The organism is Companilactobacillus keshanensis, assembly GCF_003946205.1.
Classification (GTDB): domain Bacteria; phylum Bacillota; class Bacilli; order Lactobacillales; family Lactobacillaceae; genus Companilactobacillus; species Companilactobacillus keshanensis.
The window spans coordinates 23,739-41,489 of the sequence record NZ_RHOS01000001.1; the positions used below are offsets into that span (position 1 = coordinate 23,739).

General features: G+C 35.8%; 21 protein-coding genes and 1 pseudogene. 7 read left to right on the plus strand and 15 right to left on the minus strand.

Features of this window, described 5'->3' with window-relative positions; all coding sequences use genetic code 11:
- Positions 1–81: 81 nt before the first annotated feature.
- From EKM64_RS00135 to EKM64_RS00155, 5 genes are all read right to left on the minus strand, one after another.
- Positions 82–588, minus strand: a complete 507-nt coding sequence (locus tag EKM64_RS00135; RefSeq protein ID WP_125674350.1) for a hypothetical protein — start codon at positions 586–588, stop codon at positions 82–84.
- A complete protein-coding gene (locus tag EKM64_RS00140; RefSeq protein WP_125674352.1) occupies positions 566–1,765 on the minus strand; it encodes a glycosyltransferase family protein in 1,200 nt (399 codons plus the stop codon). Before EKM64_RS00140 ends, EKM64_RS00135 begins: the two co-directional genes overlap by 23 nt.
- Before the next feature lie 103 nt (positions 1,766–1,868).
- Entirely contained in the window at positions 1,869–2,231 is a 363-nt protein-coding gene (locus EKM64_RS00145; protein ID WP_125674354.1) for an iron-sulfur cluster biosynthesis family protein, read from the minus strand.
- Between the two features lie 16 nt (positions 2,232–2,247).
- On the minus strand, positions 2,248–3,060 hold the full coding sequence (locus EKM64_RS00150) for a hypothetical protein (RefSeq protein ID WP_125674356.1): 813 nt from the start codon (positions 3,058–3,060) through the stop codon (positions 2,248–2,250).
- Positions 3,061–3,062: 2 nt separating this feature from the next.
- A complete protein-coding gene (locus EKM64_RS00155; RefSeq protein ID WP_125674358.1) occupies positions 3,063–3,725 on the minus strand; it encodes an HAD hydrolase-like protein in 663 nt (220 codons plus the stop codon).
- Positions 3,726–3,814: 89 nt separating this feature from the next.
- On the opposite strand from EKM64_RS00155, the gene EKM64_RS00160 reads away from it, so the two are divergent.
- Both EKM64_RS00160 and EKM64_RS00165 read left to right on the plus strand, forming a co-directional pair.
- Entirely contained in the window at positions 3,815–6,142 is a 2,328-nt protein-coding gene (locus tag EKM64_RS00160) for an HAD-IC family P-type ATPase (protein WP_125674360.1), read from the plus strand.
- A gap of 67 nt (positions 6,143–6,209) precedes the next feature.
- Complete coding sequence (locus tag EKM64_RS00165) at positions 6,210–7,049, plus strand: class I SAM-dependent methyltransferase (RefSeq protein ID WP_125674362.1); 840 nt, start codon at positions 6,210–6,212, stop codon at positions 7,047–7,049.
- Positions 7,050–7,157: 108 nt separating this feature from the next.
- On the opposite strand, the gene EKM64_RS00170 is transcribed toward EKM64_RS00165, so the two are convergent.
- Together EKM64_RS00170 and EKM64_RS00175 are read right to left on the minus strand one after the other, a co-directional pair.
- Positions 7,158–7,805: a flavodoxin family protein gene (locus EKM64_RS00170; RefSeq protein ID WP_125674364.1), complete on the minus strand. Its 648-nt coding sequence runs from the start codon at positions 7,803–7,805 to the stop codon at positions 7,158–7,160.
- A gap of 19 nt (positions 7,806–7,824) precedes the next feature.
- Positions 7,825–7,956, minus strand: a pseudogene (locus EKM64_RS00175) (SDR family oxidoreductase); the annotation flags it as partial.
- A 721-nt stretch (positions 7,957–8,677) separates the two neighbouring features.
- On the opposite strand from EKM64_RS00175, the gene EKM64_RS00180 reads away from it, so the two are divergent.
- Both EKM64_RS00180 and EKM64_RS00185 read left to right on the plus strand, forming a co-directional pair.
- Positions 8,678–9,229, plus strand: coding sequence for a MarR family winged helix-turn-helix transcriptional regulator (locus EKM64_RS00180; protein WP_225420910.1), 552 nt, complete (start codon positions 8,678–8,680; stop codon positions 9,227–9,229).
- Positions 9,219–9,581 carry a rhodanese-like domain-containing protein gene (locus EKM64_RS00185; protein ID WP_125674366.1) on the plus strand — a complete coding sequence of 121 codons (363 nt, stop codon included), beginning with the start codon at positions 9,219–9,221 and terminating at the stop codon, positions 9,579–9,581. Before EKM64_RS00180 ends, EKM64_RS00185 begins: the two co-directional genes overlap by 11 nt.
- Positions 9,582–9,903: 322 nt before the next feature.
- On the opposite strand, the gene EKM64_RS00190 is transcribed toward EKM64_RS00185, so the two are convergent.
- Genes EKM64_RS00190 through EKM64_RS00200 form a run of 3 tightly spaced genes read right to left on the minus strand, consistent with a single transcriptional unit; the run spans position 9,904 to position 12,186 of the window.
- Entirely contained in the window at positions 9,904–10,647 is a 744-nt protein-coding gene (locus EKM64_RS00190; protein ID WP_125674368.1) for an SDR family oxidoreductase, read from the minus strand.
- Between the two features lie 19 nt (positions 10,648–10,666).
- A complete protein-coding gene (locus EKM64_RS00195; RefSeq protein WP_125674371.1) occupies positions 10,667–11,314 on the minus strand; it encodes an NAD(P)H-binding protein in 648 nt (215 codons plus the stop codon).
- Between the two features lie 14 nt (positions 11,315–11,328).
- Positions 11,329–12,186: an aldo/keto reductase gene (locus tag EKM64_RS00200; protein ID WP_125674373.1), complete on the minus strand. Its 858-nt coding sequence runs from the start codon at positions 12,184–12,186 to the stop codon at positions 11,329–11,331.
- A 120-nt stretch (positions 12,187–12,306) separates the two neighbouring features.
- On the opposite strand from EKM64_RS00200, the gene EKM64_RS00205 reads away from it, so the two are divergent.
- A complete protein-coding gene (locus tag EKM64_RS00205; protein WP_125674375.1) occupies positions 12,307–13,167 on the plus strand; it encodes a LysR family transcriptional regulator in 861 nt (286 codons plus the stop codon).
- Between the two features lie 56 nt (positions 13,168–13,223).
- On the opposite strand, the gene EKM64_RS00210 is transcribed toward EKM64_RS00205, so the two are convergent.
- The 3 genes from EKM64_RS00210 to EKM64_RS00220 all read right to left on the minus strand — a co-directional run bounded on the left by EKM64_RS00210 (position 13,224) and on the right by EKM64_RS00220 (position 14,868).
- Positions 13,224–13,424, minus strand: a complete 201-nt coding sequence (locus EKM64_RS00210) for a hypothetical protein (protein ID WP_125674377.1) — start codon at positions 13,422–13,424, stop codon at positions 13,224–13,226.
- Positions 13,425–13,494: 70 nt separating this feature from the next.
- Positions 13,495–14,472: a ribose-phosphate diphosphokinase gene (locus tag EKM64_RS00215; RefSeq protein WP_125674379.1), complete on the minus strand. Its 978-nt coding sequence runs from the start codon at positions 14,470–14,472 to the stop codon at positions 13,495–13,497.
- 15 nt (positions 14,473–14,487) lie between these two features.
- The gene (locus EKM64_RS00220; protein WP_125674381.1) at positions 14,488–14,868 is read right to left on the minus strand and encodes a YueI family protein; all 381 of its coding nucleotides are present in this window, start codon (positions 14,866–14,868) and stop codon (positions 14,488–14,490) included.
- A 72-nt stretch (positions 14,869–14,940) separates the two neighbouring features.
- Here EKM64_RS00220 and EKM64_RS00225 point away from each other — a divergent pair, with 72 nt between their 5' ends.
- On the plus strand, positions 14,941–15,180 hold the full coding sequence (locus tag EKM64_RS00225) for a hypothetical protein (protein ID WP_125674383.1): 240 nt from the start codon (positions 14,941–14,943) through the stop codon (positions 15,178–15,180).
- Between the two features lie 28 nt (positions 15,181–15,208).
- On the opposite strand, the gene EKM64_RS00230 is transcribed toward EKM64_RS00225, so the two are convergent.
- The gene (locus tag EKM64_RS00230) at positions 15,209–16,069 is read right to left on the minus strand and encodes an ROK family protein (protein WP_125674385.1); all 861 of its coding nucleotides are present in this window, start codon (positions 16,067–16,069) and stop codon (positions 15,209–15,211) included.
- A gap of 84 nt (positions 16,070–16,153) precedes the next feature.
- On the opposite strand from EKM64_RS00230, the gene EKM64_RS00235 reads away from it, so the two are divergent.
- The gene (locus EKM64_RS00235; RefSeq protein WP_125674387.1) at positions 16,154–16,975 is read left to right on the plus strand and encodes a MurR/RpiR family transcriptional regulator; all 822 of its coding nucleotides are present in this window, start codon (positions 16,154–16,156) and stop codon (positions 16,973–16,975) included.
- A gap of 80 nt (positions 16,976–17,055) precedes the next feature.
- Here the strand turns inward: EKM64_RS00235 and EKM64_RS00240 are convergent, their stop codons facing one another.
- Positions 17,056–17,748, minus strand: a complete 693-nt coding sequence (locus EKM64_RS00240) for an N-acetylmannosamine-6-phosphate 2-epimerase (RefSeq protein ID WP_125674389.1) — start codon at positions 17,746–17,748, stop codon at positions 17,056–17,058.
- Positions 17,749–17,751 lie beyond the last annotated feature (3 nt).

The window sequence follows — 17,751 nt, forward strand, 5'->3', positions numbered from 1 at the left end:
CTGTAAACAAATAGCACGCATACATCCGATTGGATATATACGTGCTATTTGTTTACTTTAAAATTCAATACAAAGTTATTTTTACTTATTCTTTTTAAACTTAAATCCTGCCTTATCAGCAATGAGCCAAACCAACAATACTACAAAACTCAACAATGAAAGTACTCGGCTATATTCTTGAATACTTGTTTCTGTGTAAGCAACTGTCAATTTACCACTACCATTTAAGTTTACTTGAGCCAAGTTCTCCTTATTTTTATCCATAGTAACAGCAGATATTTTACCTTTTGTCGTTGCTTGGTAACCGTAATAACCAATTACTGGCATATCTACTTTAGCATTCTTGGCATTCTTATAATCTAGTGTCAATGTCGACCAATCTTGCTTAAAGTTATTTAATTTAGCCTTACCAGACTCTACACTTGGTTTATGAGAAGTTTTCTCTAGTTCATCCAAACTCGTTCCAATCGGTAAGTATTCTTGACCAGCCCCAATACTATATGTTTCTAGTTTATTATACTGGGAGTACGAATTGATTCCACCGTCTGTATGACCGAGTCTGCTGCTAGCTGAGACAGTCAATAACATAACGACCAAGTATCATACCTATTTTCCCTAAACGACCTCTGAGAATGTGTAACGGGTCATACGCGATGAAGATTGCTAGCATGATCGAGATAACGATATCTAAACGCCATGGATATTGTAAAACCTTTAGCGGCGTCTTATCGATTAGTCCCCATGGGAAAATTCTGGTACTCATAACTAACAAACCGGCACCTAGTAATGAGAAATGCTTAACCGCAGTGTTGTCGATTTTCTTATAACTAGCAAAAATTATCACTGCCAAGGTCATCATTAACAGGCCAATTACTGGTTGTGTAACGACGTTATTCAAACTGGCATCGATCAAATCTTGCAGTTCCAGTGCACCTGCAGAAAGACTGATAGCCGAATGTGATAAGTTAAAATCTGTGTGTTTCATTTGTTCCATCATTGGTAAGAAGTATGCCAATGACAGTAATAACGAAGTAATTGCTGCATATAATAATGATAAAAGACGTTTTGGATGGATCTTTAATTCTTTATATTGACATAACGCAATCAGAACAATAACAATTGCCACCAAAACTGGTGATAGAGCATGTGAATAAATAATGGCTGTCATTCCGATAGTTAGATACCACCAATTTTGACGCTTGCCATAGAAAATCTCATAAATCCCTAAAAAGGCAATTGGCAAAAAGACAAACACAAGTAATTCACCAACGTCATGACGGAACAACAAATTGTGTAAACGATAAGTCGATAATGTATAAACAAAACTAAATACCAAACTGTTCCAGTATTTTTTACTTACCTTCAAATAGCTTAAAAACGATGTTGAAAATGTCAAAACATTTATTAGAAAATAAAATGCAATAAAAGTTTTAGCCATTGAAAAGCCCATCAACCTAAAGATAGCCGCTGGATAGATCATTATATTTGAGTAGAAAATATTTGAAATATAACCAAAGCCATCAATAAATGACATATTGACCCAAGGATAATATTGATTATGTTTGATGGCTTCATACAATCCTTCAATCCTCATAGCATGGAAACGATTATCACTACTACCTAAATATGACCAAAATTGGCCATGATAGAGTTCAGTAAAATAAACTGATGCTATACTCGCCACCACAAAAACAATTAATGTGGCAATGGTTATCAAAGTATATTTAAGATACTTGTTACTTCGAATCTTTGAATTATCCTGCATTATTAATACTCCCCTAAAATTTTAACGCTATTACTCATTATACAAGACTGGGTCAATAAAAAAAGAGTACCGGAAAATTTCCAGTACTCAACAATTTTAAACTTTATTTAGATTTTACTACGCCAAAATCAATAATATTGACGCAATTATCAATCATTTCATGGTCGTTCTTTAAAACGAGCAATTGTGTCTTAGGATTCACTTTAAGCTCAAGACCAGCTTGTAAGAATTCGGACGCACTTTCTTTAAAATAGATGTCTCCCAATGAACTATTCAATTTAATTGAATAATCCGAAACATCCTCGCAACTATCTACAATTATCACACGAAACTTAGTGATCAAAGCGCAGTCCCCTTCTCCTGAAAAGCGTCCCAGGCCGTCATCAAGATCAAGAATTATCTTTTTCCCTTTTTCTGCATAGGCCACTAATTTGTTCTTGGCCTCTGTCGTTAACTTAATTCTCATGACTAACACCTCACTATTAGTACTTATACTTCATGGTACTCCCCCAGTCGATCACACTTAGGATCAATACCATAAAAACAATTGATATGTAACTGAGGAATATGCCATTGAGAACATTATAAAGTACATCATGCAAATTGTATTCGATATTGCTCGAAATGAGGTTTTGCATAGGAAAATAAATAAATGCCAATAAAATCGCTAATAATATTGAGGTACAGATTCCAACAGTTCCCAAATGATGGAAGAACAACATGCTGGAACCTACTTTAGCTCGTAACCTAATTGCTAATAACACAAAAATTATAGCCAAGACGATAATCGTTGCCTTAATAATTCCACGAACTTTTTTTATGGCAATGGAAAGATTATTTATCGGTCCCAAATCATCGTCGATCATCTGGTTCATTAAATCTTTATTGACGCTAACCGTCTGATTGATCTCTGCATCAAGATTCAATCCTTGCTTTTTGGAGGCTCGCTTTAGATTACCACCAATAGTATCCAAAATTGAGCTACCAACGGTCAATTTAGAATCATCATCATACATTTCGTCCACAGAAGTATTTATTATTTTCTTAACATCATTTTTGCTAAGACTAGTTGAAATACTAGAGACCGACGAATAGCTATTTACTAATCTACTCAATTTTTGGTTAGAGTAACTGCGTATCAAAGAAACATTTTCATCACTAGAAACGACCTTTTTTACGTAATTCCCGTTCAAAACTGTAGTCAGAGTTATCCCTAAAAATACGATCAGCATAAGACAAATTGATAATAAAAATAGGGTAAAACCGTGCCTGTTATATGATAATGACTTACTCATAATTACTTCTCCATAGCTATTTTAGTGATGTCAGATGGTTTGTTTACAATCCATTCTGATTTGGCATCAACTAGTTCTTGTCGTTTGCCAAATCCATAAGTAACACCGATTGCTTTCAAGTTATTCTTGTGTGCCCCCACAATATCACTACTTCTATCCCCAACCATGACTAGATTATTAGGATCTAGTTCCACGGAAGTCTTAGCTATACCGTATGAAATAACATCTTCTTTTAGAGAACGTGTTTTTTCATCGTCTGTTGCTCCGAATACATGTCTAACATAAGGTTTCATATCTAAATGGTCAACTATTTTCTTAGCAACACTTTCTGGTTTTGATGTGGCAATAAATACTTTCTTACCATTATCATTCAGATTTTTAAGCATATCGTAAACGCCATCATAGACGCTTAATTCTTGCCATCCCTTATCCATGTAATAATCATGAAAAATTGAAACCCGACGTTGAGTTTCAGGATCACTGCTATTCAAATTATCATACTTTTCAAAAGAATAACTAATAGTTGGTCCAATATATGTTCTCAAAATATCGTCATCGTGAGGAACATAGCCCAAAACTTCTTTATACATGTACTTTAGGCCGTTAACGATTCCCTTTTCTGAGTCAATAATTGTCCCATCCAAGTCAAAAAATAAGTTATTCAAAATAAATTCATCCTTTTGTGTTAAATTTTAAGTAGTACAGCAAATTATATAGCATTGGCTATAAAATAACTAATAGTCGTAGGTAATCTATGGTAAAAATTAAGAAAAACACTTCATATACCGACATAGATTCTGGTCTTTCAAGTGAAGCCGTTCAAACTAAAATAAATCAAGGATTAACAAATGTCCAAATAAAAAAACTATCCCGTTCGATTTCCCAAATAATCGGAAGTAATCTTTTTACACTCTTCAACTTATTAAACTTGGTAATTGCTCTTTTAATCTTTTGGACTGGTTCCTATCGAAATCTCTTCTTTCTTGGACCCGTAATTGCCAATATCATTATCGGAAGTTTTCAAGAGATCCGTTCCAAATTAACAATCGACAAAATCAGTTTGGTCAATGTTCAAGACTTTCCAACTATCAGAAATGGAGTAAAAAACGATGTAGCCGTCGAAGATCTAGTTCAAGACGACATTATTATTCTAAAACGTGGAGATACCGTCCCTGCTGATGGTATCGTTCGTTCAACCAATGGACTCCAAACAAATGAATCAAGCATTACCGGTGAATCTGATACGATTACTAAAGAGATTGATGAACCGGTTTACTCGGGTAGCTTTATCATTGCTGGACATGCCAAGGTTCAGTTGACTAAAGTCGGTATGAATAGCTTTATTTCACAATTATCCTCCGCTGTCAGTAAAAACAAACGCTCAGTTAGTGTCCTAATGAAAATTATTAACAACATCATTAAAATTTTAACATACACTATCGTCCCAATCGGGCTTCTTTTGTTTTTCCGTTCATATTTTCAAAATCATAATATTGCAACATCGATCTTGGGAACATCAGCCTCCGTTATAGGCATGATTCCTGAAGGGTTGGTTTTATTAACCTCAGTGGCCTTGGCTACTGGTGCTTACAACCTTTCTAAAAAGAATATTCTTGTTAGATCATTGAGCGCAATTGAAACACTGGCTAGGGTTGACACACTTTGTCTAGATAAAACCGGTACCATCACAACAGGAAATTTAAATGTTAAAGAAATCCTTCCATATAATAATTTTTCAGAAGAACTCGTTAAGAAAACAGCTGCTAAAATTGTCGAGGCTACTGAAGAAACAAATGCTACAGCTGAAGCAATTAAAAAATTAAATAGTGCTGTTTTGAATATAAAAATAAAACGTGTTATTCCCTTCTCATCGGAAACTAAATATTCTGGTTTCATTGACCTAAATGGATCTAGATATATCATGGGAGCCCCTGAGTTCATCATCAAACGACCTTCAGATGAATTAAGTAATACGATTCAAACCGCTGCTAAGCAAGGATTTAGAGTCATTGCTGTTTTAAAGGACGACACATTGGTTGGTTTGATCAAAATTGCTGACGAAGTTAGAAAACAGGCACCGGCAACTTTTAGTTACTTAAAGAATCAAGGCATCGACCTCAAAATAATATCTGGTGACAACCCAGTAACAGTTGCTAATGTTGCCAAGCAGGCTGGAATTGATTCTGGCCAAAATTACATCGACATGAGTTCAGTCGAAGATGATTGCGACTATCCTGCGCTAGTTGATAAATACAAGATTTTCGGACGAGTTAGACCTAGTCAAAAAGCAGATTTGATAAAAGCTATGCAAGATAATGGGTTAACTGTTGGTATGACTGGTGACGGTGTTAATGACGTTTTGGCGATGCGTCAATCAGATTGCAGTATCGCCATTGCTGGTGAAAGTGATGCCGCTGAGGCCAGTGCCGATTTTGTACTCCTTAATCGAAATTTTGACTCAATGATCTTCATGCTAAACGAGGGTCGAAGAGTTATCAATAACGTTGAAAGAGTTGCCTCGCTATATCTTATAAAAACTATTTATTCAGTTGTCCTGGCCATTATATTTATAATTTTGGGGACCGGCTATCCTTTCCAACCTTCGCAATTAACACCAATAAATGCTCTAACAGTTGGAATACCAACCTTCATTTTGGCGTTAGAACCTAATTACACGCCACCAGCTGGTAGGTTCATGAGAAATGTTATGGAAATTGCGTTGCCGGCCGCTATCTGCAATATTTTACTAATTTGTGGAATAGTCTTCTTTGGTGGAAAAATGAATATTCCATTTATTACTACCTCCACTCAATCGGTATTTGTGATCGGTCTGATAGGTTATTGTGCATTGCTTTCGATCAGTCGTCCTTTAATAATTCGTAAAAAAGTTATGATCAGTGTTTCCTTTGCAATTTTTGCAATATTGTTTCTTTTTGGAACCTCATTATTCGGTATTCAGAGTATCCTGAATTGGAACTACATCATAATTTACATCGTGACCCTTGTTATCATCTGGCCGTTATTCATGTTTATGCGTGAAGTATTGGGTCGAAGAGTTTTCTCTAGAATAAATTGGAAATAAACCTCTATCTACAAAAATAAAAAAATTAACATGATTCTATTTCAGTAACTAAGGGAGAAATTACAAGATGAAAGAAAACATTGATCAAGACATGATCGACAATCAGGCTAATTGGAATGATCGTGCTGAAGTACATATTAAATCCAAATTTTATGATGTTGATAACTTAGTCAAAGATAACTCCGAAATTTCGACAGTAGTTAAGCATGATTATGATGTACTCAAACCATTTCTTCCTAACCAAAGCGTTGTCGGACTAGATTTGTTACATCTCCAATGTCACATTGGAACAGACACCCTATCTTGGAAACGTCTCGGATCAAAGAAAACCTTCGGATTAGATTTCTCTGAAAATTCTTTACTTTATGCCCGACAAATTGCTGCAAAAGCTAACGCTGATATAACTTACGTACAAGGAGACGCAAGATTTGCATCAAGTAAAATTTCTAACAAATTTGACGTCATTGTGACAAGTATTGGAACTATAACCTGGCTTCCAGATTTAAAAGACTGGGCAAATTCCATCTATGAATTGTTAAAAGATGATGGAACTTTCATGATTCGTGATGACCATCCGCTTTTGGCTGCATTAAACTTCGAATCTATGAATATCACAGCAGATTACTTCAATACCAACGTTGATACTTATGACAGTGACGAATCGTACACTGATAATGTCGGTCCCAAAATCGCACATACCAAAAATCACAATTGGAATCATGATTTCCAGGAGATCACTACTGCATTATTAAATGCCGGTTTGAATATTGAATTTTTAGGTGAATATCCTACGGCCGAATGGCCAGCCCTGTCTAATCTCATTCAAACTGATGATGGTTACGTTCTTCCAAAAGATGCCCCAAAAATCCCGTTAACCTTTGCAATAGTGGCTAAGAAATGTAAATAATCAAACGTATCTACACTAACCTATCCAAAAAAATTAGGTGACACATTATCAGATACAAATACAACCAGTAATCGAATTTGATCACTGGTTGTATTTTATTTGCAGAAATTAAATGTATTTAATCCAATCATTAACTTGTTTACCAGCACGATCGACTTTATTACCATCAACTATCAGTGCAGGTACAAATGTATTATTAGTCGAACCTTGTTGCTTCAATATTTCTTTAATCACTTGAACACTATCACCTTGTCCATATCCTCCTTCGCTCATGAAAGGGGCAATTCTTTTATTTGATAATTGATTGCCATAAGTATTTAGAAACGATGTCATTGGATGTGATAACGTCATAGCCCAAATTTGATATCCCAAATAGATTGTTTTGTATTGGTCAAGATTTGGTAGTTGCATATATAATTCTGGATAATCCTGATTTTCTCTTTCAAAATTAGCTCGTGATAATGTCTTAGAATAATTGCTTGGATAGGGATCCTTCACAATGACTTCCAAAATATCAGCATTTGTTTCTCTTTCAACTTTACTAGCCAATAATTCTGTACTACCTGATCTTGAAAAGTAAATAATAATACTTTCAGCAGAGTCAGTTAACTTTCTAGTAGGTTGATTATCTTTGTTAGTATCCATGCCATCAGATAAGGTTCCTGCTCCGTTACCCCACTCGATACTAGACTTCCCTAATTGATAAACTGTGACTTTTTGTCCATCAATTGTTGCATTTTGAAATTCATTGTTCATTTTTCTATCCTCCAATTAATTATCCTTCGCCATTCATAAATGCTGGATACAATGTCATACCACCATCAATGAATAAGGTTGTACCTGTAACATAACTTGATTCATCTGATGCAAGCCATGCAGCTCCTGCAGCAACTTCCTCAGGTTTCCCATTTATCCTGGCAACTGCTAATGGTAAAATTCCCCAAGCAATGGCAGGTAATAACATTAATACAATATTCATCATTTACACTTCCATATTCTTGTATATATCTCTCAAGCGATGAACATAGTATATGACCGTTTCAGAGATAAAAAAATTACTAGATAAACATGGCAGTATACGTTTATCGTATGCTATTGAAATAACGCTTATACATGCCGGTTTATAAAATAATAATGATAAAAAAAGATTGTTTCTCACTGCAATATTTCGGTTCTTTCTCAAGTTTGGTTATAACGGCAAAATTTTATTATTTACTGAAGGTTGAACGGTGAAAAATTAATCTAACAATTGTTATTACAGGCTTCGAGTTAATTTATTTAAATAATCGGAAATCTTCATTTTATTCCGCTATTAAAAAAAACTAGTTGGAAGAACTGAGAGTATTCATTTGCAGCGAAAGTAGCGTTATTGCTTTAGCAATTACACCACCGGACGTGTTGAAGACTCGCGGGTTTTGCGAGGCTTCAACCGAGGAACGAGTTCGCACTTTGGCTCGAATCGTACCGCGCAGCAATTGAATACTCTCAGTTCTGGAAACGGCATACTTAACTAAACTGTAGCTAACATAATGTCTGCTATTCATTTGTTTATTATTTCGAAAAATGACTTGATTTCCAAAATAATACCTGCTATTCTATCAAATATAGTAAGCCGGCTAATTACTTTTATGGAGGTGTTTATAATTTCAACCAATTTTGATTTTAACGATCGACCAGACGCAGCTCGAATCTCACTAGTTGCAGGATCATCAGGAGAGGCAGAATTATCTGTGCTGTTCTTAAATTTTCAATGGGCATACAGAGAAATGCAAAGACAATACGACCAAATTTTAGCAAATTCAGATTTGACCGAATCAAAATTCATCATCTTGATGTTTCTCGGACAAGCTAATCAAAAACAACTATCCCCTTCGGAGATAGCTGATAAATTGGGAGCAACCAGAGCCACTGTCACGAAATTACTCAAAGGACTAGTCGCAAAAAAATGGGTACAACGTCTAGCGTCTGACACTGACAAACGTTCAGCCATGATCCAATTGACTGAATTAGGACAACGAACCGTGACACAGTTTCTACCCCACAATTTTTCAGCAGTCCAAACAATTATGGGGACACTGTCAACTGACGAAGTGACACAACTAAACAAACTTCTAAAAAAAGTAAATCAAGGAACACAACATTTAAAACAACAATTGGAGAATAATAATAATGCAAAATGAAAAAATTGACTTTTTAAAAACTTATCTTAGCTTATACATCGATCACAATACCGTACTTGCTGATATGCAAAAACCAAATTCAAAGTATGTGGTACTTGATGTTCGTAATGCACCTGCAGCAATCAAAAAGGATCAGATCAAAGGTGCCATGGCCATACCAGCAAAAGATTTAGCTCAACATCTTGAAGAATTGGACAAGTCAAAAACATATGTAGTCTATGACTGGACAGCCGGAACTACTCTTGGCAAAGTTGCATTACTACAATTAATGTCAGCTGGATTTGAAGCATTCGAATTGTCATGCGCACTTGAAGGATGGAAAGGGATGCATCTTCCAGTTGAGAAAATTTAGAACGCAATAACTGAATATACCTTTAGATTCAAATCGCAAAATATTATTAAAAAACTAGTTGGAAGAGCTGAAAGTATTCATTTGCCGCGAAAGTGGCGTTAGAACTTTACACTTACACCACCGGGCGTGTTGGAGACTTACCGGTTCGGGGTTCGGCTTCAACCGAGATTCGAGACCGCCTTTTGGCTCGAATCATACCGCGCAGCATATGAATACTTTCAGCTCTGGAAACGGCATAATGCATCAAACTTTCAACTTTTAGTTCAAAACAAAAAAACTACACACAATTAATTTTCCAAATAATTGTGTGTAGTTTTTTAAATTATACCAATTGATTAGTAGGGCGAATAATTACTTCATTCCAAGCTGCATCAGCCGCCATATCAATCGCTTCTTTGATAGTTAAGGCTACTCTATCAACTGGAATTCCAAATGATTCATAGAACTTCTCCATATTAGCTTTAACATCTGGATCTGTTACAGAACTCAACAATTCCGTATTAATAGCTCCCGGTGAAATAACGGTTACTCGAACATTATTTTTAGCATCGACCATTTCTTGACGCAATGATTCACTAATAGCTCGTACCGCAAACTTAGTTGCCGAATAAACTGCACTGCCTTGGTGTGCTGTATGACCAGCAACTGAAGATACGTTGATAATATGACCAGATTTTTGCTTATCCATATAAGGAATAGCAGCTCCAATACCATAAAGTGTTCCCTTGATATTGATGTCGATCATATTATTCCAATCGGTAATCTTCTTCTCCGAAAGAATTGATTGTGGCATAATACCGGCATTATTCAGCCAAACATCGATTCGACCGAATTTTTCAATAGCCAATTTAGCAAGAGACTCAACTTGATCATCATCTGTAACATCAGTTGATTGGTATGCTGCTTCTCCACCTAGTTTTTCGATTGATTTAGCAATATCCTTCAATCTATTTTCTCGACGTGCCCCCAAAACAAGCTTGGCACCATCTTTTGCCAATAACTTGGCAGTAGCTTCACCAATACCGCTTGAAGCTCCGGTAATTACAACAACTTTTGATTTACTCATATAAGATATACTCCTTCTTTTAATAAACAGGTCTATCTTCACCCTGTGTGTCAGCATCAGCGATACCAATCGAATCATTCTTCAAATAGTCTGGATCAGCAATGATTTTGACGATTACATCAGCCATACTTTGACGAGATCCGGAAACACCGAGATATTGTTCATCTTTATGTGTGATTGTGTATTTAACCTCATCACGGTCATTCAACCATGGAAAACGTAGTGTTGTGTACGTTAAACCAGATTCTTCTAGTAATTTGTCAGCGTTGATTGCGGCGTCCAATCCGCCTTTAACCATGCTGTAGTTCCAACGACCATATTCACCAGGAACTTCGTTATATAGGCCTAACAAACTTGATTCAATAACACGTTCAACGCCATTTTCCTTCATAGCCTTAACAACATTCTTAGTCATCGTGTTGTTGCCATCGTGGTCAACAAAGGCGATATAAATAATATCTTGCCCCTTCATGGCCTCATTAACGGCTTCATAATCAGTTACATCGCCATCAATCAAGGTAACATTCTTATTTGTACTTAATTCAGATAAACGACTGCTATTACGTAAGAATAGTGTCAATTCAACATCTGCTTGTTCCTTCAAAATTCGATCTTCAACGATTCTAGCAATTTGTCCATTTGCGCCTAATACTAATACTTTTTTCATTTTTATCTCTCCATTTATTTTAATTGAGCCAAACTTGTTCCAAAAATCTGTTCGATAGTTACTGGATCACGGTGATCAAAGAATTGACTCTCACCTTTATCAAGACTATTCATAGTATTCATATCTTCATCTGTTAACTTGAAATCAAAGACGTTGATATTTTCTTCCATTCGATTCTTGTGAACCGACTTAGGAATTACTACAATTCCACGTTGAAGCAACCATCTTAAAATGACTTGACCATTAGATTTGTTATATTTATCAGCAATTTCTTTAATAGTTTCATTAGTAAAAATATCATGCTTACCTTCCGCAAAAGGTGCCCAAGCCTCGACACGAACGTCTTCACTTTGATTAAAATTAACTTCTGAATTTTGTTGATACCAAGGACTAACTTCAATCTGATTAATTACAGGCTTAATTTCATTTGATAATTCCAAATTCTTCAATTGATCAGCATAGAAGTTTGAAACACCGATTGCGCGAATCTTCCCCGCTTTGTAGGCTTCTTCTAAAGCACGCCAAGATCCAGCAACATCACCGTATGGTTGGTGCAATAAGTATAAGTCGAGGTAATCAACACCAAGATTGTTAAGTGAAGTTTCGATAGCTTTTTTTGCTCGTTCATAATTGGCATCTGATACCCAAAGCTTTGATGTGATGAAAAGTTCTTTACGGTCAACACCACTACGTTTGATAGCACGCCCAACGGCTGACTCATTTTGATAAGCCACGGCTGTGTCGATCAATCGATAACCTGAGGCAATTGCATCAACGACTGCTTGTTCACATTGTTCTAAGTCTGTTACTTGGAAAACACCAAATCCTAATTGTGGCATTTCAATTCCATTATTTAATTTAACTGTATCCATATTTGTTTACCTCTGCATTTGATTTATGAGTTCATTATATGTGGATACCGTACACTTGAAAATTACCAGATAAACATGCTACTATACGTTGGACGTATAGCAATATAATGAGGTGATCTTATGATTGATAACTACTTACTTGAGGAATTAGTTACTTTTAGTAAATCTGGAACATTGGCTGCCACTGCCGAGGAATTGATGGTGACCCAACCAACTGTGACTCGAGGAATGCAAAAGCTTGAGGATGAGTTAAATGTTAAAATATTTGACCGTCAGCCTAATCGTATTTCTCTGACCAAAACAGGAATTCTGGCAGCTAAAGAAGCACAAAAGGTTTTGAATCAAAATCAAAATTTTATTGATACGGTCCAAGCATATGAAGCCAGCCAGACTACTATAAAAGTCGGCTCGGTGGCTCCAGGACCTATACTTATGCTACATTCACTGGATGATATCCCTGACAATCTTGTGATAAATGATAATTTATTAGAACAAGATGCAGTCATAGGGGATTTAGAAAATCGAAGTTTTGCCGCAATTTTAACCAATAAAGAAATCATGACAGACTCAATTGAATCTCGATTCATTGGTAGTGAACATCTATCGGTCAACTTAGATAAATTCACTTACCTAGCTAATAAAAATTCTGTAAAATTTGAAGAATTAAAGGGCATGAGTTTTATTGTTATCAATGATATTGGTATTTGGAAACAAATTATTCAAGATAATATTCCTGATGCCAAGTTTTTATATCAAGAACAATATGATGCCTTTAAAGAAATAACACAGTATTCTAGCTTCCCTTATTTCAGTACCAATGTTTCCAAAGCTAGTAATCATCTACCTACTAAGGATGATGATCGTATCAAAATCCCAATCAGTGATGACGCTGGAACTATGGATTTTTACGTTTCTTATTTAAAGAACAAAAAGTCCAAAATTATGCCCCTGATCAATCTGTTGTCGAAAGTATGGAGATAATAAATAAAAAAAAATAGAAGGACAATGTCCTCCTACCTGTTTTATATGATAGAAACTTAAAACTTCACCGTTTTACGTTTCTTGCCGTGTCCCTTGTGGTTTCGATCCATGCCCATCAAATAGACTGCCGAAATCACAATGACTTCCATTAGGGTTAAAATTGCTCTCTGTTGATCAGCAATGTAAAGGATCACACTCACTATCAATAAAGCTATAATCAAAATCGTTAAGGAAAATATGGGACCTTTCTTTTTCATATATACCACCTTTTGTATTTTTAAATTAGTTATAAAAAAGGATTCTTCTGGGACACCCCCAGATGAGTCCTTATTGAATTTCTCGATAGTTGTCACGAACGGTAAACAACGGTGCAGTTGAATCATCCGATTCAATAATACGAATTGCATCACCAACTAAACCAGTGACTGACAATACCTTAAGCTTATCAAAATTACATTCATTAGGAATAGTAATCGAATCTGTAACAACAATTTGTTTCAAATCAGAATCCTGTAATTTTTGTGCAGCATTCTTTGAAAAAATAGGATGTGTTGCAGCTGCTGAAACGCCGGTTGCACCAGCATTGATCAATGACCTAGCACTATTGATCATACGTGTACCAGTATCAACCAAGTCATCAACGATGACACATTCCTTACCATCAACATCACCGATAACATCCGAGACAAGGTCGTCATCTTCTGTTGAACGTTGATCAACAATCGCAATTTGTGAACCAAATACTTCGGCTAAAGCACGAGCACGTTTAGTTGAATTATGGTCTGGAGCAACAAAAACAACATCTTCTTTATTATCCATTGTATCCATAAAGTAGCGTGCAAAAATCGGCATAGCACGTAAGTGATCAACTGGAATATCAAAGAATCCTTGAATTTGATCGGCATGCATATCAAGTGCAATAACACGATCAACTTTACCCATTTCCAGCATGTTAGCAAATAGTTTTGCTGAAATAGGTTCTCTTGAACGTGACTTTCTATCGGAACGTGTGTATGCGAAGTAAGGCAAAACACAAGTAATTCTATGAGTACTTGCACGTCTTAACGCATCAACAGCAATCATCAATTCCATAAAATTATCATTAACGGGATCAGATACAGAGTGAATGATATAAACATCCTTACCACGAATACTCTCGTTGATCTGAATGTTGATCTCCCCGTCACTAAAATGAGAAACTGAAGCATCAAGCAATGGGATTCCCATATATTCGGAAATTCTCTTGGCTAATGGTTGATTTCCATTTAAAGAAAGTAAAGCAAGTTTATCTAATGACTGAGACATTTTTGTCCTCCAAAATTATAAAAGTACTGGTCGTCCAATGGGTTTATTCTCGTCCGCAATCACCAAGGCCATATCAGCATCGGTTAAGATTCGGCTACCTTTTCTCATGGGTGATTGTGTAACAATGGTAAACTTATACCCTAATTTTACACTTAATTGAATATAATTATCCAGTATGTATGAATCTATTTTTCCATTTAAATAAAGATGATAATGTGGATACTTCTTCATGATGTCCTCTACCAACTTGATATTACTGGTATTCTTAAGCTGTGCAACTGTTAAAGCAATCGCAACTCTTTCCGCAAAATTACCTAAAAATTTATTTTTTTCGTCTGGCTTTAATTGTGGCTTGCCAAAGATATTTTTTTTAATATAATCTTCAACGTTAGTCATAACATCCCTCTTTCTCTTAGCTTAATTAATAGCATAATTGTATAATAGAAGCAATGAAAGGATGTGTTGGTTATGGATGAAATGGTATTTTTTAACCCCGGTGACGCTATTGCTAATTCAAGAGATTTTGGTGAAGCTGTCAGAGGAGCACAGATTTACAAAGCAAAAGATCCTTATGAATCATCCTTGATCGTGGCTGAGGATGTAGCAGATAATAAGAAATTCTACGTTTACTTTGCTAAGGATGAAAAGTCCAGCGCTAAAGATAGTGATACTGGCGTTGTACCATACAATGTTAAAAAACGTATTTAATTAAGAACACCATTACAGGTGCTCTTTTTTAGTGGATGAATTGAGAAATTGCACCATAAATTTGAGCTTTATCTGTCAATCTAGCAATACGTAACTCCGTCTTAAATAATCCATCAGGAATTTTACTATCCATATGACGATGCAATAGATCAATCAAATATTGGCTTTGTTTAGAAACTGCTCCACCGATAACTAATATTTCTGGATCATATAGTAGAACGATCTCGGCTAATCCACGGGCTACTTCATCTGCCCAATCCTCAATGATCTGCATGTATGGTTCTTGTCCCTTTTTGGCATACTCAAAAGCATCGATCACGCTCGTATTGTATTGTTCCAAATTATGTTCCAAAGTTAATGTTGAAGCTCGTTGTTCATAATAAGTTTTAGTTTTTTCATCATATAATATGTATCCTATCGAATTAGCATATGCATGTGTGCCGCTAAGTAATTTGCCATCTTTGAGATATGCTCCACCAATACCCGTTCCCAAAGCAACACAGTAAGTTGTTTCACTGTCTTTTGCAACTCCGGCTAGCTGTTCACCCAAAAGTGCCGCATCAACATCATTAACTACGAAAACTGATAGTCCGGTCTGTTTTTCTAATGTCTCTTGGATTTTAGTACCTTGATAACCGGGAATTGTCGGTCCAGCAAATAAAATACTGCCATCTTTAACAATTCCGGCTGTACTTACGCCAATTCCATTCAATCTGTATTTTTTTTGAAAATCAGCAGCGACTTCTTGCAATGCAGTCAAAATATAACCATCTTTATTATGTTTAGTATCCACCTTCCCAAAATCACTGACATTTAATTCTGTATCTACGACTCCATACTTAATTGTGGTACCACCGATATCAAAAGCAAGAAATAATTTATCATCCATTATTCTCTCTCCTATTTGTTAATAATTATTGATTTTTACTAAAATGGTATTTATTATTGTGTTATAGACCATGGAGGAACTTTTATGAACATTCTAAAACTAGTTGAAGATCAATTGCCAATACTTTCTAGACAAGAGCGAAAAGTCGCAATCCAAGTCATTCAGAATCCCAGTGATGTTCAAAAGATGAGCATTACAACTCTGGCTGAAAAAGTCGGCGTAAGTAATGCTACTATCACTAGATTTGTTAAAAAAATGAATTGTCATGATTTCTATGACTTTAAACTACAATTAGCTAGTGAACAACAAACTGCACCTAAGCCAATAGCTACAAATTCGATTGCCGATGAAGTATATAGTTTCTATCGCAACGTTTTAAGTGATACTTGGGAACGATTAAACACGGATCAACTAAAGAAAGTCGTTGACCTGATTTCACATTGCCGTCGTATCTATATCTTTGGGATCGGGAGTTCTGGCTATACTGCTCAAGAAATGACACAACGTTTGATTCGAATGGGCATCGCTGCATTTTCTATGACTGAAAGTCACATCATGTATATAACTTCTGGAATTATTGATAAAGATGACGTTGTTCTCGCATTATCATCTTCAGGTAGCACGACTGATTTGAATAAGGCCGCTATAATTGCCCAAGGTAATGGTGCCAAGGTCATTGGTATAACGGGTTTTGAAAAAAGTAAATTATATGAATTGAGTGATTATCCGATTTTAGTTAAAAATAGTAACTTTGTTGATAATACTCGTTTCATTAACTCACAATTTGCTATGACTTATGCTTTAGATATTATCACTACGATGTTGTTGGAAAATGAAACCTTCAATAAACGTCTCGGCCACACTGTTGAACTAGTTATGGAAAATAAATTTCACAGTAATAACTAATATAATTGAGAAATAGGGTCGCATTTGCTTTTGCAAATACGGCCCTATTTTAGATTATGTTTAAACACTAACCGTGTACGCTATGCGTTAACAGCGTTGATGAATTTTGTAGCAATTTCCAATGGACGAGTGATTGCTCCACCGACTACTACGGCATGGCAACCAAGATCTATACAACGGCGTGCCTTTTCAGGTGTATCAACTTTACCTTCGGCTATTACTGGACGATCAGCTGTTTTTAAAACTTCCTTCAAATATCTGAAATCGTCATCAGCAATATTCATTCCATCCGTATCAGAAGTATAACCGTGCATAGTTGTTCCGATAATATCAAATCCAAGGTCCATAGCTTCGTGAACATTATCAAGTGTTGCTGTATCGGCCATCAACAATGTATCAGGAAATTCCTGACGCATTTGATTTACAATATCGGCTAACTTTTCACCGTGTGGTCTTTTTTGTCCTGTTACATCACAAGCCACAACTTCGGCTCCGGTACTGGCAACAGCACGCATTTCTTTCATTGTTGGTGTGATATAAACTGGAGAATCATCATAATCCACTTTATTTAAACCAATTACTGGTAAATTTGTTTCATCTTGAATCGCTTGAATGTCAACAACAGAATTACATCTAATCGCTACTGAACCCGCCTGTTTGGCAGCACGAGCCATACGTGACATGATAAATGAGCTGTGCAATGGTTCAGCGGACAAGGCCTGACAAGAAACGACTAATTTTCCTTTTACTGTTTCTAAAAAATTATTTTTCATAGC